Origin of the sequence: Allolucifera butyrica, from assembly GCF_900476375.1 — a bacterium.
Taxonomy (GTDB): domain Bacteria; phylum Bacillota; class Negativicutes; order Sporomusales; family UPPP01; genus Lucifera; species Lucifera butyrica.
Window position 1 is genome coordinate 1 of record NZ_UPPP01000081.1, and the last position, 26,189, is coordinate 26,189.

Below are 26,189 nucleotides of genomic sequence, written 5' to 3' on the forward strand. Positions count from 1 at the left end.
ATGATTCAATTTGCCGTTGAGAGGATGCCGGCCGTACGGGGCATTCATTTTCAGCCGGTCAGTTATTTTGGCCGTTATCCTGAAGCTCCCGCCGATAAGGACCGGATTACCATCCCGGAAGTGATTACCGCCATCGAACGCCAAACGGAAGGAAAAATGAAGAGTAGCGATTTTCGTCCTCCCTCCGCCGAAAATGCCTATTGTTCTTTTCATGGGAATTTTGTTTTGCTGGCTAACGGAGAATTCCTAACCTGGACAAGAGAAGAAGAACAGCAAGGATGCTGCTGCCAGCCGCGCCTGGCGGGAGAAGGGGCCAGGAAAGCGCAGGCTTTTGTTGCCAAACGCTGGGCAGCACCGCGGGAAAGGGGAGAAATATCCCCGGTCCAGCCGGATGCTTTACCGGCCGTGAACACGGATAGTCTGGATTCCTTTCTGGAACGAACCGAAAAGTATTCCTTTTCCATATCCGGTATGGCGTTTCAGGATGTCTGGAACCTTGATCTGGAGCGCTTGCGGGAGTGTTTTATCCACGTGGTCGGCCCGGAACAGCGCATTATCCCGTTTTGTGCCTACAATTTAACAGATATAACAGGTAAGGCGCTATACCGTCCTGACTATAACTCGCCGGTGACACCATGAAGGCGGCGATGCTAAACAAGACCCCCCTGGAAGCATGGATTGCAAACCGGCTGGGACTAAGCGGAACTGCCTTAACACGGCAGCAGATTGAACGGTATCAACTGCAGAAATTGCAAGAGACCATCTGCTTAGCCGTTGGCCGCAGCCCGTTCTACCGGGAATTACTGAAAGATTTTACGGCAACGGAACTTCTTAGTTTGGCTGACCTGGAGCAGCTTCCTTTTACGACGGCCGAAGATATTCGGCAACATGGACTGCAATTTCTTTGTGTATCACAAAATGAAATCAGCCGGGTTGTAACCCTGGACAGTTCCGGCACAACGGGCCGGACCAAGCGTCTCTTCTTTACCGCCGCCGAGCAGGAGCTGACAATTGATTTTTTCCGGCAGGGAATGGCTACCCTGGTGGAAGCGGGAGACCGGGTACTCATCTTGTTGCCTGTTGAACGCTCCGGCTGTGTCGGTGACCTGCTGGCCATTGCTTTGCGACGCCTGGGTGTGCGTCCGGTGCCGCATGGTATTGTTACCGACATCCGGGCAACGCTCAGGACCATGGAGCGGGAAAGGATTCATTCCCTGGTTGGTATTCCCGCACAGGTACTTGCTTTGGCCCGCCATGCGGCTGTTACGGGACGGCGGCCGTTACGGCTTAAAAGTGTGCTTTTAAGCACCGATCATGTCCCGGACGCAATTGTCCGGGAATTGCGCCGGAGCTGGAACTGCCAAGTGTTCGAGCATTACGGCATGACCGAAATGGGGTTAGGGGGAGGGGTCGACTGCGGCCTTCATACAGGGTATCATTTGCGGGAAGCGGATTTATATTTTGAGATTATTGACCCGGTTACAGGCAAGGTGCTGCCGGATGGACAGGAAGGGGAAGTTGTCTTTACAACGCTGACCCGTCAGGGAATGCCGCTCATTCGCTACCGTACCGGCGATATTTCCCGGTTTCTCCCCGGGCTATGCGGCTGTGGCTCGGTTTTACGGCGGCTGGAGCGGATTCGAACCCGCCGAAACGGACAGGTTGTCCTAAGCAGCGGCCGGTATTTTACTCTGGCCGATTTAGACGAAGCCATCTTTGCGGTAGCGGGAGTGGTTTATTTTACGGCTGCCGTTGATAACATACGCCGGACGACCCAATTGATGGTTAACGCCTCGATAGCAGGACACTCCGGCCCGGCAACGGAAAGGGAAATTCACCGGGCTTTGGACAGCATACCGGCAATTTATCAGGCCCGGCAGGACGGTACGCTAAGGATAAGCATAATTTCCCGCTATGGTGCGATAGTTTCACCAAAGCCAGCAAAACGAACGATTATGGAGCTGAGTGAATTTGGCGGAAAACCGGCTGATATTTCTGGTCAGGCATGGGAAGATTGAATTGGAAGATGAACAGCGGCGATATATAGGACAATTGGATTTGCCGCTGAATGAGGCAGGTGTCAGGCAAGCGCGGGGGTTGCAAAAACGGCTTGCCGGCGCAAATATCGGTACGATATTTTGCAGTGACTTAATCCGTTCGCGGCAAACTGCAGCGATTCTGGCCGGTGATAAAGGCATAGCTGTTATCCCGCGTAAAGAATTGCGGGAAATCGACCTGGGCCGGTGGGAGGGCTGTAAATTCGCCGAGATTGCGCGGCATTTCCCCAATGAGTTTAAGGCCCGCGGTGCGGACATTGGCTATTACCGGGTCCCCGGCGGCGAGAGTTTTGCCGACTGCAGCCGGCGGGTGGTGGCTGCTTTTCATGATATTCTTACGGCGACAGAGGGGCCCATTCTGCTCGTCGGCCACGCGGGAGTTAACCGGGTGCTCTTATGCTATATGCTGGGAATTCCGTTGGCCAATCTTTTTCGAATATCCCAGGACTATGGCTGTTTAAATATGATTCAATGCAGTAGTTACGGCTATCAGGTAAAACTGGTTAATTACTGTGCCTTTACGGGCCGGTAGAAGTTGTTGTTTTGCATCGAATACTTAACAACGGAAAGGAGGGTACCAAGTGTCTGAAATGGCTCGGATTGCCCAACTGAATATGCAAGGGTTTCACTGCAGTCAGATCCTGCTGATTTTGGGTCTTGAAAGACAGGGAAAGAGCAATCCGGATTTGATCCGGGCAATGACGGGACTCGCCGGCGGGCTGGGTTTTGAAGGGAAAATCTGTGGAACACTGACCGGCGCGGTTTGCTTACTGGGGCTGTACGCCGGCCGGGGTGAGGTGGAGGAGCAGGAGAACCACCGGCTAAACATTATGATTCAGGAATTAGTGGTCTGGTTTGAAGAACGGTTCGGGAAAGATTATGGCGGCATTGACTGCCGGATTATTCTGAACGAGGATCCCTGGAACCGTATGCTGCGCTGCCCGAATGTGGTTACGGAGACCTATCTGAAAGTTATGGAAATCCTGGAAGACAACGGGTTTGTTACCGGCAGTGAACCTGATGAAGCCTGATTGGCAAAAGAAGACCGCCGGCTTATTTCCCAATAAGCCGGCGGTCTTCTTTTGTGGGACCGGAAAGTATAACTTTTCGGGTTATTTTTAAAATAACACATGCTTCCTAAAAAAGCCGAAAAGTAAAATACTTTCCTTCCATTTAAAGACCCTTTGGGTCTTTCTTACTAAAATCTAAGAAAGTATAAGTTTAAAGGACTACATAGATAGTTGTTAACGGCAGAAGAATCGCCTTATCAACGCTCCGCCGTTGCCACGTAACCTCCGCTTATGACAAGACGATCCTTCTGCCTGAATTGTTCGCAAAAAATGATTTCCAGATGGTTTCTCTGCGCCCCGATCCTTGCGCCATGGGCCGAAAAAAGGCGTTAGCGGTTTTTTCTTACTCAATTCTCCCTTGCCGGGGAATGCTACTACATAGTAAAGGGCTGAAAAAGAGAAGAAGTATATACGGAGATATGATTATGATTCTGACTACAGAACAAATTATTAATGCTACGGCGGCATTAATTACTTTATTTCTTTTCCTATTCGCCATTGACTGGCGCTTTTTCCGGGATTGGATTGTTGTTTATTTGTTTGCGAACTGTCTGGCTTTTGTCTGGAGCAGTCCGATTGTCAATCTGGGTCTGATTGATTATCCTGTCCGGCTGCTGCCGCATTTTTATAATACAAGCATATTATTTGAGTTATGGGTATTTCCTGTATTGTGTATATTATACAACCAGATTACCAGGGAAAGCGGCCTGTGGCCCGTTATTTATTATGCGCTGTTTTTTAGCGCCGGCATTGTCGCCGTCGAGTACCCCCTGGAACTGTATACCGAACTTATTGTGTACAAAAGTTGGACATGGTTTACTTCGCTGTATACTCTGACCTTTAGCTTTTTAATTATTCGGATTTTTATCGCCTTCTACCGCTGGGGCTGTATTCATTTTGGCAATCGCCAGTAAATAAACCTATTTCCTTTGATTTGATAGCCGTTTCTTACTTTAGGGTTGTGCAAGCAGGCTTATCTTCCTGATGTTTGCGGGACAGATAGCGCTGGCGGCCCCGTTCGAATAAACAGCGCTCTTCATCGGTGGTAATTTCCAAAACTGGGACGGGATGGGGCCTGCCGGCTTCATCCAGGGAGACAAAGGTAAAAAAAGCCGTTAAGGCGGTTTTGGCCGGTTCCTCCTGGGATAAGTCTTCTACAGTCACGGTTATGGATATTTCCATGGAACTTTTACCAACAAAAGTTAGCTGTCCGTGGCAAGTAACGACATTGCCGATCAGAATGGGGTGATGAAACTGCAGTTCGTCGACGCACGCCGTTACGACATTGGTACGGGCATGACGGCGGGCAACCACTCCGGCTGCGTCATCCATCAGCTTCATGATTTCCCCGCCGTGAACATTGCCGGCGGGATTGGCATGCTGCGGCAACATCACGGTAGACATGGTTACCTTGGAATGTTGGACCGTTTTGGTGTGCATGAATAACCTCCTGTTATTTAATTTTTTTATAATTTAATAATTGTTACTAGGTGATATAGGGTTTATAATATCATCAAATCCTGTTTTTGGCAATTTAGTTTTTAATCCGGCTACAATAAACGGTTTGTTTTTCCGGGAATGGGAACGGTGAGGGTATGTTTTTTTTACCGCTGTGTTTGAATCGGTATCATCCGGCTTGGTCTTAAATACATATAGGGTAGGACAATACCATAAAAGCGGTGGAAGAAAAAATTAATTCGTTATTTACAGCGGAAAAAAAATAGGCTACAATGAAATCAACAAATGCCCCTCGGGGAGGGGTGGGGACAAAAGGATTTAAGGGAGGTGCTTTATGAACCGTTTTTTTCTCTTGGTTTTGGGAATATTTCTTTTTGCCGTGCAGCCCGTTCTGGCTGCGGCGCCGGGACTTTCGGTAACCGGAGCGATTCAGGAGGCGTTGAATAATAATGACGAGATCAAGGCGGCAAGCGAATCGCTGGCGGCAGGCAAGGAAGAAATCGGCGTTGCCAACAGCAGGCTGCTGCCGAAGGTTACGTTAGAGGAACGGGCCTTGCGCACCAACAATCCCGGCTATGTATTTTCCACTAAAATGGATCAGGGACGATTTACATTGCAGGATTTGCAAGGGGCGCCCGATACCTTTAATCAACCGGGCCTAATTAATGATTTCCAAACCACTGTTTCCATTATGCAGCCAGTTGTGGCCAAAGAGGCCGATATTGGCATTACCATGGCCCGGCAGGAATATGCGGCGCAACAGGCGGATTTTATCCGGAAAAGAGAAGAGGTTGCTTTTGCGGTGGTTCAGGCCTATTTGTCGCTGCATACGGCGGCTGAGTATAAAACCGCAGCCGAAACAGCGCTGGTCGACGCCCGGGAGCATTTGCGCATTGCTGATTCCCGGTATAAAGCGGGCTTGGGATTGTATTCCGATATGTTAAGAGCGTCGACAGCCGTAACCGGTGCCGAAGAAAAACTGGTGAGTGTGCAAAAAAATCTGACTGTCGCCAAACGTCAACTGGGGCTTCTTTTGGGGAAGGCGGAACCGGTGGAAATTGACGGCTCGTTTCCCTCCCTGCCTTTGCGTGACATTGGTTATTATACCAATACGGCAAAAGCCCGGGCTGATGTGAAAGCATTGGAATTGCGCTGCGAAAATTCCCAAAACAATGTGAATTTAAAGGCGGCGGGGAATTTGCCCACCTTTTCTGTCGGCGCCGGCTACCAGATGAATGATCCGGATAAGCCTTTCGGTTCAGCCGGTGATAACTGGCAGGTTATGGCGGTATTACAATGGAACGTTTTTGACGGGACCCGGACAGAGCATGAAAGCCGGAAGGCGCGGCGGCAGCTCGAAGAATCCCGCATCTACCTTGACGGATTAAAAAAGAAAGTGGCTTTTCAAGTATATGAAGCCTTCGCCGGGGTGGAAGAAGCGGCGAAAAACGTGGAACTGGCCCAGGCGGCTCTGGCTAGTGCGGCAGAAGGAAAACGCCTGGTGGAGGCCAGATATCAGAATTCTTTGTCCCCTATTGTCGATGTATTGGATGCGCAACTGAATCTTGACAATGCGAGAGCCGGGGTGGTGGAAAAGGAAAATAACTACCGGCAGGCCCTCACTAAGCTGAGTTATTCCAGCGGGACATTATTAACTGATTTTGCGATAAAATGAGGGGAGAAAAAGTATGAAGAAACAGGCTGCATTCCTGGGAATCGCCGTCATTGCCGTTTTCCTGCTTACGACAGGTTGCGGCAGTAAAGTCAAACCCGGTACCGCCGCGATAAATCGGCCGGTGGTAACCGGCGTTACCGTGGCAGCGGCAAAACGGACGGCGCTGGATGATTTTTATGAAACGTCAGGTACGGTAAAAGCTAAAACCGTTAGTGCGGTTGCCAGTAAGGTCATGGGCAATATTACGGCTATTTTGGTGAAGGAAGGAGACAGAGTCCGAAAAGGCCAGGTGCTTTTAACCATTGACGACAGGGATGTGGCTCCCAAAGTCAGGTCGGCTCAGGCCGGGTATGAGGAAGCGCTGCAATCGATGGCTGTGGCCGGGCAGAACCAGTCGTTGATGACAACGACCTATGAACGCTATAAACAATTGTATGATGACAAAGTGGTTTCCCAGCAGGAGATGGACCAGGTAGAAAATCAGAAGAAAGTAGCCGACCTGGAACTGGAACGGCAGCGTCAGTCCGTAACCCAGGCCCGGGCCGGGGTGGCGGAAGCTCAGGCGTATTATGACTTTACCCGGGTAGTAGCTCCCATTGCCGGAGTTGTCGCAGCTAAAAAGGCGGATGTGGGCAGTATGGCCGTAACGGGAGTGCCCTTGCTGATTATTGATGATAATACTACTTATACGGTAGAAGCTGATTTGGCAGAAAGCCTGGCCGATAAAATCAATACCGGCATGACGGTGAATGTATTCATTGATTCGCTGGAACGGCAGGTAACCGGGAAGGTTACAGAGGTAGCTCCGGCCATTGATCCGGCTGCCCGGAAATTTCATGTTAAAATTGAAATCCCCGGTGGCGGTCTAAAATCCGGTTTGTATGCCCGCATTCGCATACCTGTAGGCCGGCGGGAAGGGATTTTGGTGCCGGCGGGAGCAATCGTTACTAAGGGACAATTGACCGGGGTTTATACGGTTGACAGTCAGGGGGTTATTTCTTACCGGATCGTGAAGACGGGAAAAGAATACGGCAAACAGATTGAAATCGTAGCAGGGATTCAGCCCGGCGACAAGGTAGTTGTGGAGGGTGCCGACAAGGCGGTTGACGGCGGAATTGTAAAAGAGGTGAATTCCCAATGAAGACCAGGGGAATCGCCGGCCGGATTGCCAACGCATTTATTCATTCTAAATTGACGCCGATTGCCGTTGCGGTAGCTCTGCTGCTGGGTGTTTTTGCCGTATTGGTTACGCCGCGGGAGGAAGAACCGCAAATTGTTGTGCCCATGGTTGATGTCATGGTGTCTTATCCGGGCGCATCCGCCAAAGAGGTGGAGGAACGGGTGACCAATCCTATGGAAAAGTTTTTATGGGAAATCCCGGGAGTGGAATACATTTATTCTACGGTTAAGCCCGGCTCCAACTTAACCATTGTCCGGTTTAAAGTCGGGGAAAATGCGGAAGACAGTTTAGTCAAATTATATAGTAAGCTAATGTCCAATTATGATAAAATTCCTCCCGGCGTATCCCGCCCGTTAGTCAGGCTGAAGTCGATTGACGATGTGCCGGTCCTGACGCTGACCTTGTGGAGTAATGACGACCAGTATTCCAGTTATGAACTGCGAAGGATTGCGACCGAAGTAGGGGACCAAATCAAGCAAGTAGACAATGTTTCTGATGTTTCCGTAATTGGCGGCCCAGAAAGACAAATCAGGATCACCCTGGACCCGGTACGCCTTAAAGCATATCATACGTCGGCTTATCAGATTGCCGGGGCTTTGGAAAAAGCCAATTTTATGATTCCATCGGGTGCTTTTGCCGCCGGCAATCAGGAATATTTGGTGCAAACAGGCGGTTTTCTTAATAATGTACACGATGTAGAGAAGGTGATTGTCGCGGTAGACGGCGGCAAACCGGTTTATCTCAGCGATGTGGCAGCCATTTACGACGGGCCGGCGGAACCGGCGAACTATACCTTTATCGGTTTTGGCCCGGCGGCCTTGCAAAAGGGGATTCCCGTAAGCGGCGCCGGACGGCGGGAAGCGGTAACCATCACTGTTTCCAAGAAAAAAGGTTCCAACGCCAGTACGATTGCCGCAGATGCGCTGCGTAAGGTAGAAGCGTTGAAGGGTACGCTGATTCCCGCAGCGGTCAATGTGACCGTTACCCGCAATTACGGCGAAACGGCCCAGGAAAAATCCAACGAATTGTTAGATCATATGCTGATCGCCACCATCTCGGTTGTCATTCTGATTGCCCTGGCCCTGGGGTGGCGGGAATCCATCGTGGTTGCCGTCGCCGTACCGGTAACGCTGGCACTTACTTTGCTGATCAGTTATTTATACGGCTATACGTTAAACCGGGTCACATTATTTGCGCTGATTTTCTCGATCGGCATTTTGGTTGATGATGCGATTGTGGTGGTTGAGAACATTCACCGTCATTTTACAATGTATAGAATCGATTCGGCCACAGCAGTTGCATCGGTGGATGAAGTGGGGAATCCGACCATTCTGGCGACCTTTACGGTGATTGCAGCCCTTTTGCCGATGGCCTTTGTATCCGGCTTAATGGGGCCTTATATGCGTCCCATACCGGTCGGTGCATCCGCCGCCATGTTGTTTTCCCTGCTGGTGGCGTTTATTGTAAGTCCCTGGCTCAGTTATAAAGTGCTTAAAGGTGTGAAACAGGAGCCGGGCCGAAAGGAAGGCGGCAAGGCGCGGTCGGTCTATGCAAAGATTCTGGGACCGTTATTGGATAACAGCAGAAAACGGCGGTTCGCCCTGGGCGGGGTAGCCGGACTGCTGCTGCTGGTTATGTTGCTGCTTCCTCTGAAGGCAGTTACGGTGAAAATGCTGCCCTTTGATAACAAAAGCGAGCTGCAGGTGATCGTCGATATGCCGACGGGTACAACGCTGGAACAAACCGGCGCAGCCGTTAATGCACTGGGAAACTATTTGCAAACCGTACCGGAAGTAACCGATTATGAAACCTATGTCGGTACAGCTGCGCCTTACAATTTTAACGGTCTGGTCCGGCATTACTATTTGCGCTCAGGCAGCAATTCCGCCGATATGCAAGTCAATTTTGTCGCCAAGGACCGGCGGCAGGCCCAGAGTCACGATATTGCCAAGCGCCTGCGGCCGGAACTGAAACGGATCGGGGACCGGTTCGGCGCCAGAATTAAAATTGCGGAAATTCCTCCCGGTCCTCCCGTGATCAGCACGCTGGTTGCGGAAGTATACGGTCCCGACAGCAAACGGCGAATTGAAATTGCCCGGCAGATCAAAGATATCTTTCAACATACCACCGGAGTTGTTGATGTAGATTGGTATGTGGAAGATGATCAGCCTAAAATTACGTTGGCGGTAGATAAGACCAAGGCGGCTTTGAACGGGATCAGTACCGAAGCAGTTGCCGAAACCCAGCAGATTGCCTTGCAGGGAATGCCGGTCGGGCTGGCTCACTTTAAAAAAGAAAAGGAGCCGGTGGAACTGTTCCTGCGTATGCCCGCCGCCGAACGGTCTGATCTGGCAACACTCCGGCAAGTCGGCGTAATGTCTGCCGCTAACCGCCTGATTCCCCTGTCGGAATTGGTGACAAAAAAAGAAGGGATCGAAGATAAGACCATTTATCATAAAAACCTGAAACAGGTTACCTACGTGACGGGCGATGTCGCCGGTGCTGTGGAAAGTCCCGTGTATGCCATCATGGACATGAAAGACAAAATTGCCAAACTAAAACTGCCGGAAGGGTACAAATTGCAGCAATATTTTACGGCTCAACCCTCGATGGAGGATAAATACTCCATGAAATGGGACGGAGAATGGCAAATCACTTACGAGGTCTTCCGGGATATGGGGCTGGCTTTTGCCGTCGTACTTGTGCTTATTTATATTTTGGTTGTTGCCTGGTACCGCAGCTTTACGACACCTTTTGTCATTATGGCGCCGATTCCGTTGACCCTGATTGGTATTTTGCCGGGGCACTGGCTGTTTGGCGCCTTCTTTACGGCAACTTCCATGATCGGTTTCATTGCTTTGGCCGGGATTATCGTGCGCAACTCCATTTTGCTGGTTGATTTTGTTCAACTGGAACGGGCTAAATCAGACAATTTGCGTGAAGCGCTGCTGGAAGCCGGCGCGGTGCGGCTGCGGCCGATTGTGCTTACGGCGGCGGCTGTTGTTGTCGGGTCCTTTGTGATGTTATTTGATCCCATTTTTCAAGGCCTGGCGATTGCCATGATGTTTGGTGCGGTAGCGGCGACCGGTCTTACCCTTGTTGTAGTTCCCCTTTTATATTATGAATTTTTCCGGAACCGGGAAAGAGAAACACACACCCAAGAAACCGAAATTAGCGGAGGTGTATAATCATGTATAAGGCCGATACAGGAAAGTGGTATCTGGAGAGGATCATTTGGCTGGTTGCGGGGGTTTTCATTTTATTCAGCCTCTTGCTGGCCTGGCTGGTTAGTCCCTATTGGCTGATTCTTACCGCTTTGGTCGGTGTCAACCTGGTCGTTTTTGCGCTTACGGGGTTTTGCCTGATGGCCAATTTTCTCTACTACCTGGGCATCAGGCCCCGCTGTCCGGAAGAATCAAAGCGCTAGACGGCTGCTTTTACAGTTGTCCGGATTTTCCGCGCCCGTGACCTTGTTTCCCCTTGAGTCAATGAATTCTAAGTTAAAAGAGAGGTGATAAAAATGGGTAATGACAAACCGGAACTTCGTCTGGAAGTTTGCAATGTATACGATATTGCCTACGACAAATGCTTAACCGCCAATATTATTGATGACTTAACCGCCGAATAGGCGGTTTTTTTCTGGGAAAAAATACGACGATCCTTCTGCCGGGATTGCTACCGAACTGGTTTACAGACGGGCTTTTCCGCGCCCTGAGTCCTGCGCTACGAGCCGAAAGACCGCTCTAAGCGGTCTTCGCGGATACTGAGCGCCGGCGGTGGAAATTACTAAGAGTAAAGCGAGAAAGGGATTGACGGCAAGACAAGAATTATTTATACTTTAAATATATACGGTACAGGGGTATGGTACATTGGGGGGATAAGGCATGTTAAATGACAAGGAGAAAAGTGAGCTCAGGGTCCGCCTGAAGAAAGTGGCAGGCCAAATCAACGGGATTGACAAAATGATGGATGAAGGACGCTACTGCGTGGACATATTGCAGCAAATTCTGGCGGCGCGGGCGGCTCTTAACCGGGTGGCGCTGATTATTCTGGAAAGTCACGCCAAAAGTTGTGTCGTGTCGGCTATCCGGGAAGACCGGGCCGAGCAAAGTATTGATGAATTAATGGATGTCCTAAAGCAGTTTACTAAATAACAGGCAAGAAACGAATGCATATAAGACAGATAAAAAGAACGGAAAGGTGTGAGCAAAATGACCAATACGGCAGGGAAAGAGGAACATGCCGCAATTTTAAAAATAGGCGGCATGTCTTGCGCCGCTTGCGCCAATCGAATTGAAAAAGGGTTGAACAAGCTGCCCGGTGTGGAAAAGGCCGTTGTTAACTTTGCAGCCGAAAAAGCAACGGTTACTTATGATGCGGGTCAGGTAAAATTGCAAGATATTGCGTCTAAAGTGGAAGAACTGGGTTACAAAGTCATAAAAGATAAAGTAGAACTAAAACTTACCGGGATGAGCTGCGCCGTTTGTGCCAACCGCATAGAAAAGGGATTGAACAAACTGGCGGGCGTGTATCAGGCTGCGGTGAATTTTGCGGCGGAAAAGGCGGTTGTGGAATATAATCCCGGCGAAATAACGGTGGAAGAAATGAAGCAGGCCGTAAGCCGGCTGGGATATGAAGCGCATAATCTTGCCGTGGCCGGAGAAGTAGACCGGGAAAAGGAGGAGCGGGAAGCAGAGATTGGCAAGCAGCGTTTCCGGCTGATTCTTGCCGCTTTTCTTTCTTTTCCGTTGTTGTGGGCAATGGGGATGCACTTTTTCGGCAAAATATCCGCTATCAGTGAATTGCTGCAAAATCCCTACCTGCAGTTAGTTCTGGCTACGCCGGTCCAGTTTGTCGCCGGCGGGCAGTTTTATCGCGGCGCGTACAGCGCTCTTCGCAACGGCAGTGCCAATATGGATGTACTGGTGGCTTTGGGCACGTCGGCAGCTTATTTTTACAGTCTGGTTAATGTTATGCGCGGTGTGCCGCAACTCTATTTTGAAACTTCGGCAATTTTGATTACATTGATTATTCTTGGCAAACTGCTGGAGGCTAAAGCTAAAGGAAGGACTTCGGAAGCCATTAAGGCGTTGATGGGATTACAGGCCAAGACGGCCCGCGTTGTCAGGAACGGCCAGGAAACCGACATTCCGGTGGAGGCAGTAGCAGCCGGCGACATTATTATCGTCCGGCCGGGGGAAAAAGTACCGGTGGATGGATTCATTACCGAAGGAAACTCTACCGTGGATGAGTCCATGCTGACCGGCGAGAGCATCCCGGTGGACAAGAAGACGGGAGATGGAGTTGTTGGCGCTACCATTAATAAGTTAGGCACCTTTAAATTCAAGGCCACCAAAGTGGGCAAGGATACCGCCTTGGCGCAAATTGTACGCATTGTGGAAGAAGCCCAAGGTTCCAAAGCGCCTATTCAGCGCTTTGCCGACGTGGTCTCGGGGTATTTTGTGCCGGCCATTGTCGGTATCGCCGTGCTAACCTTTGCCGGCTGGTACTTTATCTTTGACCCCGGTAATTTTTCCCGGGCCCTGGTGAATTTTACGGCCGTGCTGGTGATTGCCTGTCCGTGCGCCCTGGGCCTGGCGACACCGACTTCCATTATGGTAGGGACCGGCAAGGGAGCGGAAAGCGGCATCCTGATTAAAGGGGCGGAACACCTGGAAAATGCCCACCGGCTGACGACCATCGTTCTGGATAAGACCGGGACAATAACCAAAGGAGAGCCGGCGGTGACGGATGTGATTCCGTTAGCTCAGTTTTCTTCTAACGAAGTGCTTGCAATGGCCGTGCGGGCGGAGAAAAATTCCGAGCATCCGCTGGCGCAGGCGATTGTCAAATACGGCCGGTCTCAAGGCGTAAAGGCAGCGGACCCTGAAACGTTTCAGGCTATTCCCGGGCAGGGAGTGGAGGTTACCCTTGACAATAAGCGTTTGTTGATCGGTACTCGCAAGCTGATGAGCGACAACTCAATTGACATAACGGCGGTATTGCCGCAGATTGAACGCCTGGAAGAGCAGGGAAAAACGGTTATGCTGCTGGCGGTGGATAAGGAAATGGCGGCGCTTCTGGCCGTGGCCGACGTGGTGAAAGAACATTCCGCTATGGCAGTTGCAGAACTTCAGCAGATGGGCATTGAGGTCTGGATGATTACCGGCGACAACGAGCGTACGGCGCGGACCATTGCCGGGCAGGTCGGCATTACCAATGTGATGGCTGAGGTACTGCCGGAATACAAAGCGGCCAAGGTGGAAATGTTGAAACGGGAAGCCAAAGTGGTTGCTATGGTCGGTGACGGCATTAATGATGCGCCGGCGCTGGCTACGGCCGATGTGGGATTTGCCATCGGCACCGGTACGGATGTGGCCATTGAAGCCGCCGATATTACCCTTATGCGGGGGGATTTGCGCGGTCTGGTTGCTGCGATAAAACTTAGCAAGGCTACGATGCGCAATATAAAACAAAATTTGTTTTGGGCGCTGATTTATAATTCATTGGGAGTACCGGTGGCGGCGGCCGGTTATTTATCGCCGGTCATCGCCGGAACAGCTATGGCCTTTAGTTCGGTCTCGGTCGTATCCAACGCGCTCAGGTTAAAACGGTTCCAGGCGTGAAAATAGGAAAAAAACCGCCTCAGGCGGTTTTTCCCTATATACCCAGCCCCCGGCGTTTCTTTTCAATGTGATCCACATAAATCTGGACTGTTTTGTCGGCGCTTAGTTCCACCATCAATTTCCCAAGGCCGAGAGTTTCCGTTGTTTCGGTTAGGGTTTTTACAACCACGTCGCTGCCGGTTACGGACGGCACGGGAGCTACATGTACCAGCCAGCCAAGAGCGATGGCGGTACAGGCGTCGGCCACGGCTTTTTGCTCAAGGTATTCCGGGGCGCCAATGACCAAGGGCAGCATATTGGTATCGACACCAAGCGCATCGGCCAGTTCTTTGGCGGTGTGCGTCATTTTGCCGATGTCGACACAGGCGCCGTAAGAAAGAACCGGGGGAATACCCAACTGCCGGCAGACCGCTTTTAAGCCCGGACCGCATTCTTCCGCCGCTTCCGGCCGGGTTAAGCCGGTATATTCCATGACCGAGGAAGTGCAGCCGCCGGACAGGACTAAAATGTCTTTGCCAATAAGACCTTTGGCAATACGGAAGATATTGCTGCCTCCCTGGCCGTAACGGGCTGTGGTGCAGCCGACAATGGTGGCAATGCCGCGGATGCTGCCTTTTTTTATGGCGTCCAGGAGCGGCTCCCAGGTGCCTCCCAGCGCCGCCTTTATGGGTTCGGTGCTGAAGCCGACCGTGCATTCGCTGGTATAGGGAGGAATATAGATTTCCCGGTTTTCCGCCTTTCGCCGCTGAAAAGCTTCCAGGGCCATATCCAAAATTTTGGCAGCCTGTTCTTTCATTTTTTCCGGTATGAATTCGACGACTTCCGTGTCCGGCAGCCGGATTACTTCATGGGTGCTGACCATCCGGGTGCCGAAGCGTTTGGCGTAAAGGGGCAGTGTCGGTACGGTGCAGTTGTAGTCAAACATAAATAAATCCACAGCCCCCGTAGCCAAAAGATATTCTTCCGACAGCCATTCGCCTTCCTGCCCGCCGTATGCCGGCATAGACTGGGTGCCGGTGTAATTTAGCAATTGCTGACCTTCACAGACATGACCGAGAACCTGAATGCCGGCAGCACCGGCCTTTTTTGCTTTTTCCTGCCATTCGGGGGTGGAGGCCAGCTCGATGACAACATGGGCGGTCAGGGGCATGTGGCCGTTCGTAATGATATTGACACTTTCCGGTTTTAACAACCCCATGTTTTGCCGGGTTTTATGGATCTTTTGCGTACCCATGAGGATTTCCTGAAGGATGTCGAGGGCAAACAGGCCCTGATATTCATTGATAATGCCCAGACGCACCGACGTCAGCAGGAAATCAACGGCATCGGCATTTAGATTGGTCATGCATTTTGTCTGGGCAAAGGCCACTTCGCTGTTGCCGCCGCCGGGAAAGATCTTCAGTTCGCGCCATAAATCTTTACGCTTGGCGGGAGCAAAGGCCTGAACCATGGCCGCTTCTTCGTAGTAGGGTTTCCCCATATCCGCAAGTACCCAATCGGCGAAGTCGGCGGCGACTTTGGACACGTCCTGCTTACTGTTGAGACCGGCCATTTCAGCGTACTTGTATAGTTTGTCCTGGTCACGGATCTTGAGGCCGCTTTCCGGTTTTTCCGCCGCCGCTTTCAGAGTCCGGGCGGCTTGCTGGGCGTGAAAGATGTTGGCAGCCGTACCGATGGTTACATGACGATAAACAAAATTGCGGGCCACCATAACGTGTGCGTCTACTCCGCAGGCTCCCCGGGGAACTTTGGCGTTGATACGGCACGGCCCCTGGGCGCAAAGCTGGCAGGACAGACCCTGGATGCAAAAGCCGCAGCGGATTTTTTCCTGCTGTTCCCAGCGGTCAAATACGTTGGTAAGTCCCTGGGCATGCACATGCTGGTACATTTCCCGCATGGCAGGATCAATGATAATATTCAAAGGATACCCGTCTTTGCCCTGGTCATGAACCTGAATATGATGCCGTTGCCAGTCATAGACTTCGGCCGGTGGGGGAGATTTCTGGATATCGTAAAACTTTTTCATATTGGCATGGACATCAAAATGGTCTTCCGGACGGTTAGTGCCGCTGGCGTCTCCTTTGCCGGCAACGGACTCCACGTCGCCCCGGCTGACGGGGTCCGTGCTTTGAATGAGGCTGTCTTTGTCTGACATGGGATTCCTCCTCTATGCTGATTTATATAAGTATAGTGTTTGGTAAATGCCCCTTTTTATGTATGGATTGAGTGGCAGCAGCCGGAAGAATTTCAATTTATGATGGATAAGCCGCCCAGATTCTAATGCACAGGCAAGAAAGAGCCAAAGGGTCTTTAAGTGGAAGGAAAGTATTTTACTTTTCGGTTCTTAAGAAGAATGTGTTATTTTTGAAACAACCCGAAAAGTTATACTTTCCGATCCCATAAAAAACAACAGCCGTTTTTATAACGGCTGTTATTTAAAAAATAATGTATAGGCTTAGGCACTGGAGATTAGCCGTCAACGGCAGAAGAATCGCCTTATCAACGCTCCGCCGTTACCACTTAACCTCCGCTTATGACAAGACGATCCTTCTGCCTGGATTGGCGTCCAAAATGATTTCCAGATGGTTTCCCCGCGCCCTGTGCCATGAGCCAAGAGCCCGTTAACGGTCTTTCTTAGAAAATATGCCGACTGTGCAGCGGGATACACAAATTAGTTTTTCCTGTTCGTCAATGATTTTTATATCCCAGACCATAGTGGTCCGGCCGGCATGAAGGGGGGTTGCCACGGCCGTGACAATTCCGTCCCGTTTACTGCGAATGTGGTTGGCGTTAATCTCAATTCCCACAGCGTATTCTTTGGTGATATCGATACGGTGACAAGTGCCCATACTGGCGACCGTTTCCGCCAGCGCGACGGAGGCACCGCCGTGCAACAGGCCGAAGGGCTGGCGGGTTGCGTTGTTAACGGGCATTGTGGCTACAACGCGTCCGGCCGTTAATTCCTGTATCTGAATACCCAAGGCGGTTACCAGTGTATTTTCTAAGCTTGCATCTTCCATAGGCTGAATTTCTCTCCCCATATTATAGTTAATCTCTGACATGTTTGCTTTGCTTCGATGCGCCGGGGCCGTCCTGAGCAATTGCTACTTCGGCTTCGCCAAATGTTTTCATATCATTCAGCACATGCAATCCGGCATTGATGAGGGACATGCCCAGCACGGCCCCCGTGCCTTCTCCCAACTGCAGGTCAAGATGAAGGTAGGCGGGAACCCCGATCCGTTCCAACGCAGCCTTATGACCCGGTTCCGGGGCAAAATGGGAACCTATCAGATATTCTTTGGCGGCGGGGGCCAGCTTGACAGCCAGCAGGGCGGCGGCGGCAGTGGGCAGTCCGTCGAGAACAACGGCGGCCCGGTAGGCAGCCGCGCCCAGAATCACGCCGGCCAAGGCGCCGATTTCAAATCCGCCGACTCTGGCTAATACCTCAATGGAATCACCGGGGTCCGGCTGATTTACGGATAAGGCGGTTTCGACGAGGTCGATTTTCCGCTGCCGGGCTGCGTCCGGTTTCTCGCAGGCAGGCCGGCCGCAGTAACAGGCGATAACAGCTGTACTGGCTATCGCATTGGCGACGCCGATTTCTCCCAGGCCGATAACCTGAGTACCGGCGGTAATTTCCTCCCGGGCAATCCGGATGCCTGTTTCGATGGCGGCAACCGCCTGCTCCCGGGTCATGGCGGGTCCGCCTGTAATATCTTTTGTACCGTAAGCCAGTTTGGCCTGGCGCAGCTGGGGCATCCCGGCCATATCCGCTGCGATGCCCATATCGACAGGGACCAGATTGGCGGCGACATGCCCGGCAAAGGTATTGATTGCGGCACAGCCGCGGCAGATATTTTCCATTCTCCGGGCGGTTGAAAACGGAGGCGGCTGACTGGGGTCCCGGACGGCAACACCGTGGTCGGCGGCCATTAGGACAATGCTCTTCTTTAAGGACCGGGGCCGGGCATTCCCTGTAATTCCAGCCATTTTCCGGGCCAGGTATTCTAACCCGTGCAAACTGTTGAGCGGTTTGGTTAAATTATCAAGCCGAAGCTGGCAGCGGTCCATGGTTTCAGTGTTCAGCGCCCCGATAGCGGCAATAGCATCCTGGATCATAATACAGTTCCCTCCTCGTTGCGGCAAGTTGTGGCGGAATCGAAGACGGCGGTCTGATGAAAAGTTTTTATGGCTATATTCAACATATCCACCACCAGAGAAGCGCCAATCGCTTCTCCTAAACGGATCCCCATGTCCACACAGGGGGTAAGGCCGAGATGGCTGAGGGCGTTACTATGAGCCGGTTCGCCGGATAAGTGGGATGCCAGGATAAAGTCTTTGCTTAACGGCGCCACGGCATGAGCGATGAGGGCGGACGCCGTTGTATTCAGGCCGTCGATGACGACGGGGCAGCGGTTGGCTGCAGCGCCAAGTACGACGCCGGCCAACGCACCGAGTTCAAAGCCGCCGATTTTGCTTAAAACGTCAAGACCATCGCCGGGATCAGGCTGATTCTTCTCCAGGCCCCGGCGGACAACCTCAATCTTTACTTTGAGACGGCTATCGGAGATGCCGGTGCCGCGGCCGGTGGCCTGTTCGGGCGAAATGCCGGTAAAGGCGGCTACCATGGCGGCGCTGGCAGTGGTGTTGCCAATGCCCATTTCCCCCAGACTAAAACAGTTGTATCCATGTTTGAGCCGGTCATTTACGACTTCAATGCCGGTCTCCAAGGCTTGAATTGCCTGTTCCCGGGTCATAGCCGGTCCCTGAGTGAAATCCCGGGTGCCGTAAGCAATTTTTCGCTGCCATAGGCCCGGCAGATGCGACAAATCGGCGGCAACCCCCACATCGATCACAACGATATCGGCGCCGCAAAAATTGGCCAGGGCGTTGGCGCTGGCTCCCTGGGTAAGCAAATAGTTGGCGGTCATTTGCGCCGTAGTTTCGATGGGATAAGCACTGATTCCCAATTTGGCCACTCCGTGGTCGGCAGCGGTCATGACGATGCAATTATGCGGTGCCGCTAATTTGACTTGTTCCGTTATTCCCGCGTATTGTTTGACCATATCCTCCAGGCGGCCGAGACTGCCCACCGGTTTAGCCAGGTTATCCAGGCGTTGTTGAACTTTTTTCATGCAATCGTTGTTTAAAGGAGCAATTTTTGCTAACGTTTCTTGCAGTAAATGCATTCAGTACCTCCCTGTTTATAAAGACCAGTTTTTTAGTTTTCACCGCGTTTTATGATGTTCGGACTGAAACGGCTAATATCCTTTGATAATTTTTACGTCCGCCGGATAAATTATTACCGTTTTATAGCCGTGATGCTCCATCGTTGCCACTTACACTCCGTTTATGACAAGGCGATTAAGTGGACAGAAGGTCATTATTCGCGCCCTGCGCCCTGAGCTATGAGCCGAAAAACCGCGTTAGCGGTTTTTCCTAGATAATCGGCCGCCGGGATAAATTGTCCCGGCTGTTGGCCGGTTTATTTTTTTCCAAGCCCGCAAGACATTTTGCCAGTCGCTTGATGCCATCGGTTGATAGATCCCGGGAATGGGTGGCGAAGCAGAAACGAAATTCGTGAGTTCCCCCTGCATCGGCATAGAAGGCTTCCCCGGGGACGAAAGTGACGCCGGTTTTAGCGGTTTCATGCAGTAAAGAGCGGGAAGTAACTCCTTCCGGGAGACTGCACCACAAATAAAAACCTCCTTCCGGTTCCCGGAATGAAATCTGGCCGTTGCTAAAGCGGCGGAGAGCATGGACGGCGCTGTCGCGCCGTTTTTTGTATTCCTGACGGATATGGCGGAGATGGTTGGCGAGGAGGCCTTCTTGTAAAAAGTGATGCAGCAGCCATTGTGACAGGTTGGAACTATGCAGGTCGACATATTGTTTTTCCAGGGCAACCCGGTCAATTACTTTTTCCGGTGCAATCATCCAGCCCGTACGCAGACCGGGAAAAAGGACCTTGGAAAAGGTGCCGAGGTATATTACACAGCCGTAGTCATCCAGGGCTTTTAAGGATGGCGGCGGCTGTGAGCCATAATACAGTTCACTGTAAGGGTCGTCTTCCACGATTGCCAGGCGGTGTTTGGCCGCCAGTTGCAATAACGATTTACGCTCCTCCAGGGGTACCACCTGCCCGGTTGGATTTTGAAAGGTTGGCAGCATATAGAGGAGTTTGGGACGATAGCGTATCAGGTAATCTTCCAACAGGTTCAGGGGAAATGCGCCGGCAATTGGCAAGGTTAAAATACGGGCGCCGGCGGCCTGAAAGATTTGAATTGCGCCCAGATAGGTAGGAGATTGTACGACGACATAATCGCCGGGGGACAGGAACACTTTGGCGATAAGATAAAGCCCCTGCTGGGATCCGGATACAATCATGGTATTATTTTGACCGGTTTGTACTCCCTGCTGGTTCATTAGAGAAACCACATCCCGGCGCAGTGAGGTGCTGCCCTCGGTCGGGATATGCCCCAGCTCGAAATTGTTTAACTTTCTCTGATAGCGCAGAAACAGTTCCTGAAACAGATCGGTGGGATAGAGCCGGGGATCCGGCATGCCGGCGGCAAAGGAGACGGTATTGCCGGTAATTTCAACGGATATCAGTTCCCGTATCAGAGAAACCATGGTGGTCTGCGGCGGTGGAACAAAGAGCTGGGACCAGGGGACACCGGTGGGTGACGGGTTAATGGCTGCCGCCACGTAGGTGCCGCTGCCCATTTTGGTTTTGACCATACCTGATTGTTCTAATTGACGGTAAGCGTTAATGGCCGTGGTACGGCTGACACCGTAAAGAGCCGCCAGTTCCCTTTCCGGCGGCAGACGGGTGCCTTCCGGCAGCAGCTGCGCCATTATCTTGTTTTGAATGGTGTTGGCAATCTGCAGATACATAGGAATGGAAGATTTAGGGGTGATTTGTTGATCGGAAAGTATTTTGGCTATATCCATTTGCGCTATTTCCTCCAATATATCCAAATTGGGGTTAATTTTTATAATTGGATATTTACGCTGTTTTTCCTTTCCGTTATGATAAAGAAATAATAAAAAATGGGGAGGATGAAAGCCATGGATAGAACCAGGGAATTGCAACAGGGAATACTGGAAACGGTTCCGCTTATATTTGGCATCATGCCCTTTGGCATTACCTTCGGGGTGATGGGATTGACGGCCGGGTTAACGCCGGCGGAGGTTATGTTGATGTCGGTATTGGTATTTGCCGGCGCGGCGCAGTTTGTTGCTGTGAGTATGATTGCCGCCGGGATTCACGCCTGGGTAATGATCGTGCTTACAACCCTTTTGATTAATTTGCGGCACCTGCTGATGGGTGCATCCCTGGCTCCGTATTTGACCCGGCTGCCGGCGGGAGCGCAGGCTTTTTTAGCTTTTCACATGGCCGATGAAACGTATATGGTCACCGTGAACCGCGCCGAGCGGGCGGGCTATTCACCCTGGTTTCAACTGGGCACAAATTTGACAGGTTACGCGACCTGGCTGATATCGACAATGCTGGGACTTGAACTGGGAAAATATATTGGCGACCCGCTAAGATGGGGTCTGGATTTTGCCATGCCGGCGACTTTTTTGGCCATGCTGGTGCCGCGGCTGCAGGACCGGACCGGCATAATCGTCTCTGCTGTGGCGGCGTTTACGGCTATCGGAGGTGCAGTGTATCTGCCGGGGAAATGGTATATCTTACTGGCCACTTTGGCGGCCTGCCTGACCGGTATCTGGCTGGAAAGGGGTGAGGTATATGAGGACTGAAATGATGAACATTATTTTGGGAATGGCGGCAGTAACCTATCTAACGCGGGCTCTCGCCTTCGCCGTATTTAACAAAACCGGCATTTCTCCCGCAGTGGCCCGGTGGTTGAAGCACGTTCCTACAGGCATGCTGACGGCTCTGATTGCGCCGGCCTTATTGCTGCCGCACGGAACTATGGAAGTCAGCCTGGAAAATCACTACTTACTGGCCGGCGCGATTGCCGTATTGGCGGCTTACCGTTTTAATAATGTGCTTTGGACAATGGGACTGGGATTATTGGCAATGATTTTATTGCGGGTCTGTTTCTCTTAACTTGGCACAATTTTACCGTGGGGGGGCATAGAATATATTACATAAAGTCTTACTATGGGTGAAAAAGGGGGATGCATAATGGAGGAATCCGCTGATTTTCACATGCCTTTATTGGGGGACCGGTTTCCGGAAATGCGGGTAAAAACCACCCATGGCTATCTTAATTTACCCGGCGATTATACCGGAAAATGGTTTGTCCTGTTCAGCCATCCCGGGGATTTTACCCCTGTTTGCACCACGGAATTCGTTTCTTTTCAAAAAAGATACCAGGAGTTTTGCCGGCTTAATACGGAGCTGATTGGTCTGTCCGTTGATCAGGTGTACGCCCATCTGAAATGGATCGAGTGGATTCATGACCGTCTGGGGGTGTCAATAGCCTTTCCGGTTATTGCCGATGAATTAGGCATAACCGCTAACCGTTTGGGCATGATTCATCCGAAAAAGGGAACGAATACGGTACGGGCGGTATTTGTAATAGACCATAAAGGAATTATCCGGGCCATTTTATACTATCCCCAGGAAGTAGGTCGCAATATGGGGGAAATCCTGCGGCTGATTGATGCATTGCAGACAACCGACCGGTATAGCGTGGCTACACCGGCGAATTGGCCGGCGAATGAGCTGATCGGCAGCGATGTTATTATTCCGCCGCCCACTACGGAAGAGGCAGCCCGGGAGCGTCTGGAAAAGGCTGAACAGGGTGAAATGGAATGTTTTGACTGGTGGCTTTGCCATAAAAGTATTAAAAAGTGCGAAACGGTTACCGCTTGTGAAAAGCGTCATCCGGCGGCCGGTCCTCCATGCCGCTAGCGGCACGATATCATCAAGTAAACCCCGGCTGGGAGTAGCCGGGGTTTACTTGATGATAAAATATTTTTGATTTCTTAAATAAATATGCAAGATCATGCACGTTAATGAATGATTCTGTTAGTTTGAAGAAGTTTGTAAAATAATATAAATCAGGAGAAATATTGTCGCCATAAGTTCAGGGTGTGAAATCCGGGTTATGCAGGGAAATTAGGGCCGAAATTATTTATGGGATATACGGCGTATGGATTTTTATAAATCTTCTGAAAGTGATTGACAACCAGTGCCATCTCCTTTATAATGAGCATAAATAAATGCAAATAAACATAAACGAGCATTGTTTAAAAAGGTATTGCTCAAATAGGGATACCACCATGAGGTGTAAAATGAAAAAAAAATTGCAGACTACCATTGCAGCCGTTACCTTGAATCCGGCCCTGGATCAGACGGTTTATTGCGATACGTTCCAATTAGGTCAGGTCAATCGCGTGAGCCGGGACCGGTTTGATGCCGGGGGAAAAGGCATTAATGTTGCCAAAGTTATAACCGCACTGGGGTGTACCGCTACGGTTACCGGCTTTTTAGGAAGAGATAATTCTCAATTCTTCAAAAGGTTTTTTCAAAATAAACAGATTCATGACCGTTTCGTCGAGGTCGAGGGAGCGACCCGGGTTAATATCAAAATTGTGGATGAATCCAATGGCCTGGTAAGTGAAATCAATTTTCCCGGACTGAATTGCTCTCAGGCGGATTGCGAGCGGCTGCAGGAGGTTGTCCGTCAACTGGCTGCAGACCATGAACTGTTTATCCTGGCGGGGAGCTTGCCGCAGGGTGCATCCGGCGCTATTTACCAGGAATTTATCAAAGTCTTGAATCAGTATGGCTGCAAGGTGTTTCTCGACGCCAGCGGGAATGCGCTGGCCGAAGGAATCAAAGCCGGACCGTATGCCATAAAACCTAATCTGCCGGAATTGAGTCAATTGGTGGGGCGTCAATTACGGAATGATGCGGAACTGTTGAAGGCTGTAAATGAATTATTGGCCGGCGGTATTCAGCAAGTCGTTGTGTCTCTGGGAGAACGCGGCGCTTTGGCTGCCAGCCGGGATGAGCAGTGGATTGTCCGCCCGCCCAAGGTGAAAGTGGGAAGTACGGTGGGGGCGGGAGATGCCATGGTTGCCGGACTGGCGGTCGGGGAAGTCCGGGGGCTGCCTCTGGCCGAACGGGTAAGGCTGGGTACGGCCGCCGCGGCGGCTTCCGTCGCTCAGCCGGGAACGCAGGCGGCTTCCCAGGCGGATGTAACAACTTTATTAGACTATGTGCAAATCGTAAAACAGGAGGACAATCATGAAAATCGTGGACTTATTGAATGAAGACCGTATTGTATTAGGAATTGATGCCGCTACCAAGGAAGATGTCTGGCGGATACTGGCGGACACTTTTGTGAAAAGCGAAGCGGTATCCGACGTGGATGCGTATCTGCAGGATGTGAAAAAAAGGGAGGAACATGGGACGACCGGCGTAGGGTTCGGCATCGCCATCCCTCATGCCAAATCCGCCGCGGTAATCAAACCGGCATTGGCCATGGGGAGATTGAAAAATGCCGTAGATGTTCAGTCTTTGGACGGCACCAGAGCGGATTTGTTTTTCTTGATTGCTGCTCCGGAGAAGGGGGAAGATATACATTTGCGGGCATTGTCCAAGCTGGCGCGTATGCTGATGCACGAATCTTTTTTGAAGGGGCTGCGGCAGGCCGCGACAGGACGTGAAGTGCGGGAGGTGATTGAGGCAAACGAAGTGTAGCTTTAGGGAAAAGGCCAATACCAATTATGAGGAGGGGTTTAGGTGAGTAAAATTGTTGCAGTAACATCTTGTCCGACCGGAATTGCTCATACTTACATGGCGGCAGAAGCATTAACAAAGGCTGCGGCTGAAATGGGGCATTCTATCAAGGTGGAAACGCTGGGATCGGTTGGCGCCGAAAATGTTCTTACTCCCGAGGAGATTGCGGCGGCGGATGCAGTCATCATTGCTGCCGACGCCAAAGTGGGCACCGACCGTTTCAGCGGGAAAAAAGTTTATACCACATCGGTGGGGGCGGCGATTAAAGATGCTAAGGAAGTAATTAATACGGCGTTGAAAGCCGGTGTGGCCGGGAATGATTACCTCAAACAGGTTGCAGAGAGCAAACTGGAAATGTCGGCCCAAAGAACAGGTCCGTATAAACATTTAATGACGGGTGTTTCCTATATGATTCCCTTGGTTGTAGCCGGTGGTCTGTTAATTGCCATTTCTTTTATCTTTGGGATTACCGCCTTTAAGGAACAAGGAACGTTTGCGGCAGCTATGATGGATATTGGCGGTGGTGCGGCGTTTGCTTTAATGGTTCCGGTATTGGCCGGATTTATTGCCTTTTCTATTGCCGACCGGCCTGGTATTGCCCCCGGTTTGATCGGCGGGATGATGGCCAGCAAGATTGGTGCCGGTTTTCTCGGCGGTATTATTGCCGGTTTCCTGGCAGGTTATGTTGCCCAATTTCTGAAGGAAAAAGTTCAACTGCCGAAAACAATGGAAGGGTTGAAACCTGTTCTTATTATTCCTTTAATTTCTTCCTTTGTTGTGGGAGTGCTGATGATCTACGTAATCGGTACGCCGGTTAAAGTGATTATGGATGCAATGACCAATACGCTGAAAGGCATGTCTTCATCCAATGCCGCCGTACTGGGTTTGGTTCTGGGAGCGATGATGGCCTTTGACATGGGCGGTCCCGTTAATAAAGCCGCTTATACGTTCGGCGTGGGTTTGCTGGGAAGCAATGTATTCGGCCCAATGGCGGCCATTATGGCTGCCGGCATGACTCCCCCCCTTGGTCTGGCTTTAGCAACGTATCTGGCCAGGAATAAATACAGCGTGGAAGAAAGGGAAGCAGGCAAGGCCGCTGCTGTATTAGGAATTTCCTTTATTACGGAGGGAGCCATTCCATTTGCCGCCGCCGATCCGTTCCGGGTGATTCCCTCGATCATGGTGGGTTCGGCAGTTACCGGCGCTTTGTCAATGATATTTGGCTGTACCTTGCGGGCGCCTCACGGTGGAATCTTTGTCCTGCCCATACCGCATGCTGTCGGCAATTTGGGAATGTATATAGTGTCTATCGTTGTTGGTACGGTTATAACTGCGGTTATGGTCAATCTGCTAAAACCCAGTCTGGACCAGAAAGGTGCCACAGTAAAAAAATAGAAGCT

Annotated in this window: 23 protein-coding genes; 17 read left to right on the forward strand and 6 right to left on the reverse strand. The window is 51.1% G+C overall.

Annotation, left to right across the window (positions count from 1 at the left end; all coding sequences use genetic code 11):
• From LUCIF_RS26135 to LUCIF_RS15130, 5 genes are all read left to right on the forward strand, one after another.
• Nucleotides 1–639, forward strand: a 639-nt coding sequence (locus LUCIF_RS26135) for a hypothetical protein (RefSeq protein WP_122628723.1), incomplete at its 5' end; no start/stop codon positions are given.
• Nucleotides 636–2,018: a DVU_1553 family AMP-dependent CoA ligase gene (locus tag LUCIF_RS15115; RefSeq protein ID WP_207857777.1), complete on the forward strand. Its 1,383-nt coding sequence runs from the start codon at nt 636–638 to the stop codon at nt 2,016–2,018. The genes LUCIF_RS26135 and LUCIF_RS15115, both read left to right, overlap by 4 nt.
• On the forward strand, nt 1,966–2,589 hold the full coding sequence (gene cobC, locus LUCIF_RS15120) for an alpha-ribazole phosphatase (protein WP_207857779.1): 624 nt from the start codon (nt 1,966–1,968) through the stop codon (nt 2,587–2,589). Before LUCIF_RS15115 ends, cobC begins: the two co-directional genes overlap by 53 nt.
• A 58-nt stretch (nt 2,590–2,647) precedes the next feature.
• Nucleotides 2,648–3,088: a DVU_1555 family C-GCAxxG-C-C protein gene (locus LUCIF_RS15125; RefSeq protein ID WP_122628759.1), complete on the forward strand. Its 441-nt coding sequence runs from the start codon at nt 2,648–2,650 to the stop codon at nt 3,086–3,088.
• 464 nt (nt 3,089–3,552) lie between these two features.
• Nucleotides 3,553–4,041, forward strand: a complete 489-nt coding sequence (locus tag LUCIF_RS15130) for a CBO0543 family protein (protein WP_122628725.1) — start codon at nt 3,553–3,555, stop codon at nt 4,039–4,041.
• A 34-nt stretch (nt 4,042–4,075) separates the two neighbouring features.
• Here LUCIF_RS15130 and LUCIF_RS15135 read toward each other — a convergent pair whose 3' ends face one another.
• The gene (locus LUCIF_RS15135; RefSeq protein ID WP_122628726.1) at nt 4,076–4,567 is read right to left on the reverse strand and encodes an acyl-CoA thioesterase; all 492 of its coding nucleotides are present in this window, start codon (nt 4,565–4,567) and stop codon (nt 4,076–4,078) included.
• 352 nt (nt 4,568–4,919) lie between these two features.
• Here LUCIF_RS15135 and LUCIF_RS15140 point away from each other — a divergent pair, with 352 nt between their 5' ends.
• From LUCIF_RS15140 to LUCIF_RS15165, 6 genes are all read left to right on the forward strand, one after another.
• Nucleotides 4,920–6,260: a TolC family protein gene (locus tag LUCIF_RS15140; protein WP_122628727.1), complete on the forward strand. Its 1,341-nt coding sequence runs from the start codon at nt 4,920–4,922 to the stop codon at nt 6,258–6,260.
• A gap of 13 nt (nt 6,261–6,273) precedes the next feature.
• Nucleotides 6,274–7,401, forward strand: coding sequence for an efflux RND transporter periplasmic adaptor subunit (locus LUCIF_RS15145; protein ID WP_122628728.1), 1,128 nt, complete (start codon nt 6,274–6,276; stop codon nt 7,399–7,401).
• Nucleotides 7,398–10,628 carry an efflux RND transporter permease subunit gene (locus LUCIF_RS15150; protein ID WP_122628729.1) on the forward strand — a complete coding sequence of 1,077 codons (3,231 nt, stop codon included), beginning with the start codon at nt 7,398–7,400 and terminating at the stop codon, nt 10,626–10,628. Before LUCIF_RS15145 ends, LUCIF_RS15150 begins: the two co-directional genes overlap by 4 nt.
• Nucleotides 10,629–10,630: 2 nt before the next feature.
• Entirely contained in the window at nt 10,631–10,867 is a 237-nt protein-coding gene (locus LUCIF_RS15155; protein WP_122628730.1) for a YgaP family membrane protein, read from the forward strand.
• A gap of 457 nt (nt 10,868–11,324) precedes the next feature.
• A complete protein-coding gene (locus tag LUCIF_RS15160) occupies nt 11,325–11,594 on the forward strand; it encodes a metal-sensitive transcriptional regulator (protein WP_122628731.1) in 270 nt (89 codons plus the stop codon).
• Nucleotides 11,595–11,651: 57 nt separating this feature from the next.
• A complete protein-coding gene (locus LUCIF_RS15165; protein ID WP_122628732.1) occupies nt 11,652–14,066 on the forward strand; it encodes a heavy metal translocating P-type ATPase in 2,415 nt (804 codons plus the stop codon).
• Nucleotides 14,067–14,100: 34 nt separating this feature from the next.
• Here LUCIF_RS15165 and cooS read toward each other — a convergent pair whose 3' ends face one another.
• The 5 genes from cooS to pdxR form a co-directional block, all read right to left on the reverse strand.
• Nucleotides 14,101–16,221 carry an anaerobic carbon-monoxide dehydrogenase catalytic subunit gene (gene cooS / locus LUCIF_RS15170; RefSeq protein ID WP_122628733.1) on the reverse strand — a complete coding sequence of 707 codons (2,121 nt, stop codon included), beginning with the start codon at nt 16,219–16,221 and terminating at the stop codon, nt 14,101–14,103.
• A 466-nt stretch (nt 16,222–16,687) separates the two neighbouring features.
• Nucleotides 16,688–17,107 (reverse strand): hotdog fold thioesterase, encoded by a 420-nt coding sequence (locus LUCIF_RS15175; protein ID WP_243638736.1) that lies wholly within the window; start codon nt 17,105–17,107, stop codon nt 16,688–16,690.
• 7 nt (nt 17,108–17,114) lie between these two features.
• The gene (gene cobT / locus LUCIF_RS15180) at nt 17,115–18,185 is read right to left on the reverse strand and encodes a nicotinate-nucleotide--dimethylbenzimidazole phosphoribosyltransferase (RefSeq protein WP_122628735.1); all 1,071 of its coding nucleotides are present in this window, start codon (nt 18,183–18,185) and stop codon (nt 17,115–17,117) included.
• Entirely contained in the window at nt 18,182–19,255 is a 1,074-nt protein-coding gene (cobT, locus tag LUCIF_RS15185) for a nicotinate-nucleotide--dimethylbenzimidazole phosphoribosyltransferase (protein WP_122628736.1), read from the reverse strand. Before cobT (LUCIF_RS15185) ends, cobT (LUCIF_RS15180) begins: the two co-directional genes overlap by 4 nt.
• 250 nt (nt 19,256–19,505) lie before the next feature.
• Complete coding sequence (pdxR, locus tag LUCIF_RS15190) at nt 19,506–21,017, reverse strand: MocR-like pyridoxine biosynthesis transcription factor PdxR (RefSeq protein WP_122628737.1); 1,512 nt, start codon at nt 21,015–21,017, stop codon at nt 19,506–19,508.
• Nucleotides 21,018–21,134: 117 nt separating this feature from the next.
• On the opposite strand from pdxR, the gene LUCIF_RS15195 reads away from it, so the two are divergent.
• From LUCIF_RS15195 to LUCIF_RS15220, 6 genes are all read left to right on the forward strand, one after another.
• Nucleotides 21,135–21,830 (forward strand): AzlC family ABC transporter permease, encoded by a 696-nt coding sequence (locus tag LUCIF_RS15195; protein ID WP_122628738.1) that lies wholly within the window; start codon nt 21,135–21,137, stop codon nt 21,828–21,830.
• 1 nt (nt 21,831) lies between these two features.
• Complete coding sequence (locus tag LUCIF_RS15200; RefSeq protein WP_207857783.1) at nt 21,832–22,143, forward strand: AzlD domain-containing protein; 312 nt, start codon at nt 21,832–21,834, stop codon at nt 22,141–22,143.
• A 78-nt stretch (nt 22,144–22,221) separates the two neighbouring features.
• Nucleotides 22,222–22,953 (forward strand): peroxiredoxin, encoded by a 732-nt coding sequence (locus LUCIF_RS15205; protein WP_207857792.1) that lies wholly within the window; start codon nt 22,222–22,224, stop codon nt 22,951–22,953.
• A 383-nt stretch (nt 22,954–23,336) separates the two neighbouring features.
• Nucleotides 23,337–24,320: a 1-phosphofructokinase gene (gene pfkB / locus LUCIF_RS15210; protein WP_122628740.1), complete on the forward strand. Its 984-nt coding sequence runs from the start codon at nt 23,337–23,339 to the stop codon at nt 24,318–24,320.
• Nucleotides 24,295–24,750, forward strand: a complete 456-nt coding sequence (locus tag LUCIF_RS15215; protein WP_122628741.1) for a PTS sugar transporter subunit IIA — start codon at nt 24,295–24,297, stop codon at nt 24,748–24,750. Before pfkB ends, LUCIF_RS15215 begins: the two co-directional genes overlap by 26 nt.
• A 42-nt stretch (nt 24,751–24,792) precedes the next feature.
• Complete coding sequence (locus LUCIF_RS15220; protein ID WP_122628742.1) at nt 24,793–26,184, forward strand: PTS fructose transporter subunit IIC; 1,392 nt, start codon at nt 24,793–24,795, stop codon at nt 26,182–26,184.
• Nucleotides 26,185–26,189: the final 5 nt, after the last annotated feature.

What these genes read in the sequence shown, in the direction of transcription:
- LUCIF_RS15175 (WP_243638736.1), bottom strand. Translation starts at nt 17,107, where the DNA reads ATGGGGAGAGAAATTCAGCCTATGGAAGATGCAAGCTTAGAAAATACA.
- LUCIF_RS15125 (WP_122628759.1), top strand. Translation starts at nt 2,648, where the DNA reads ATGGCTCGGATTGCCCAACTGAATATGCAAGGGTTTCACTGCAGTCAG.
- cooS (WP_122628733.1), bottom strand. Translation starts at nt 16,221, where the DNA reads ATGTCAGACAAAGACAGCCTCATTCAAAGCACGGACCCCGTCAGCCGG.
- pfkB (WP_122628740.1), top strand. Translation starts at nt 23,337, where the DNA reads ATGAAAAAAAAATTGCAGACTACCATTGCAGCCGTTACCTTGAATCCG.
- LUCIF_RS15145 (WP_122628728.1), top strand. Translation starts at nt 6,274, where the DNA reads ATGAAGAAACAGGCTGCATTCCTGGGAATCGCCGTCATTGCCGTTTTC.
- pdxR (WP_122628737.1), bottom strand. Translation starts at nt 21,017, where the DNA reads ATGGATATAGCCAAAATACTTTCCGATCAACAAATCACCCCTAAATCT.
- LUCIF_RS15160 (WP_122628731.1), top strand. Translation starts at nt 11,325, where the DNA reads ATGTTAAATGACAAGGAGAAAAGTGAGCTCAGGGTCCGCCTGAAGAAA.
- cobT (WP_122628735.1), bottom strand. Translation starts at nt 18,185, where the DNA reads ATGATCCAGGATGCTATTGCCGCTATCGGGGCGCTGAACACTGAAACC.
- LUCIF_RS15205 (WP_207857792.1), top strand. Translation starts at nt 22,222, where the DNA reads ATGGAGGAATCCGCTGATTTTCACATGCCTTTATTGGGGGACCGGTTT.
- LUCIF_RS15215 (WP_122628741.1), top strand. Translation starts at nt 24,295, where the DNA reads ATGAAAATCGTGGACTTATTGAATGAAGACCGTATTGTATTAGGAATT.
- LUCIF_RS15135 (WP_122628726.1), bottom strand. Translation starts at nt 4,567, where the DNA reads ATGCACACCAAAACGGTCCAACATTCCAAGGTAACCATGTCTACCGTG.
- LUCIF_RS15195 (WP_122628738.1), top strand. Translation starts at nt 21,135, where the DNA reads ATGGATAGAACCAGGGAATTGCAACAGGGAATACTGGAAACGGTTCCG.
- LUCIF_RS15115 (WP_207857777.1), top strand. Translation starts at nt 636, where the DNA reads ATGAAGGCGGCGATGCTAAACAAGACCCCCCTGGAAGCATGGATTGCA.
- LUCIF_RS15165 (WP_122628732.1), top strand. Translation starts at nt 11,652, where the DNA reads ATGACCAATACGGCAGGGAAAGAGGAACATGCCGCAATTTTAAAAATA.
- LUCIF_RS15140 (WP_122628727.1), top strand. Translation starts at nt 4,920, where the DNA reads ATGAACCGTTTTTTTCTCTTGGTTTTGGGAATATTTCTTTTTGCCGTG.
- LUCIF_RS15150 (WP_122628729.1), top strand. Translation starts at nt 7,398, where the DNA reads ATGAAGACCAGGGGAATCGCCGGCCGGATTGCCAACGCATTTATTCAT.
- LUCIF_RS15200 (WP_207857783.1), top strand. Translation starts at nt 21,832, where the DNA reads ATGATGAACATTATTTTGGGAATGGCGGCAGTAACCTATCTAACGCGG.
- LUCIF_RS15130 (WP_122628725.1), top strand. Translation starts at nt 3,553, where the DNA reads ATGATTCTGACTACAGAACAAATTATTAATGCTACGGCGGCATTAATT.
- LUCIF_RS15155 (WP_122628730.1), top strand. Translation starts at nt 10,631, where the DNA reads ATGTATAAGGCCGATACAGGAAAGTGGTATCTGGAGAGGATCATTTGG.
- cobT (WP_122628736.1), bottom strand. Translation starts at nt 19,255, where the DNA reads ATGCATTTACTGCAAGAAACGTTAGCAAAAATTGCTCCTTTAAACAAC.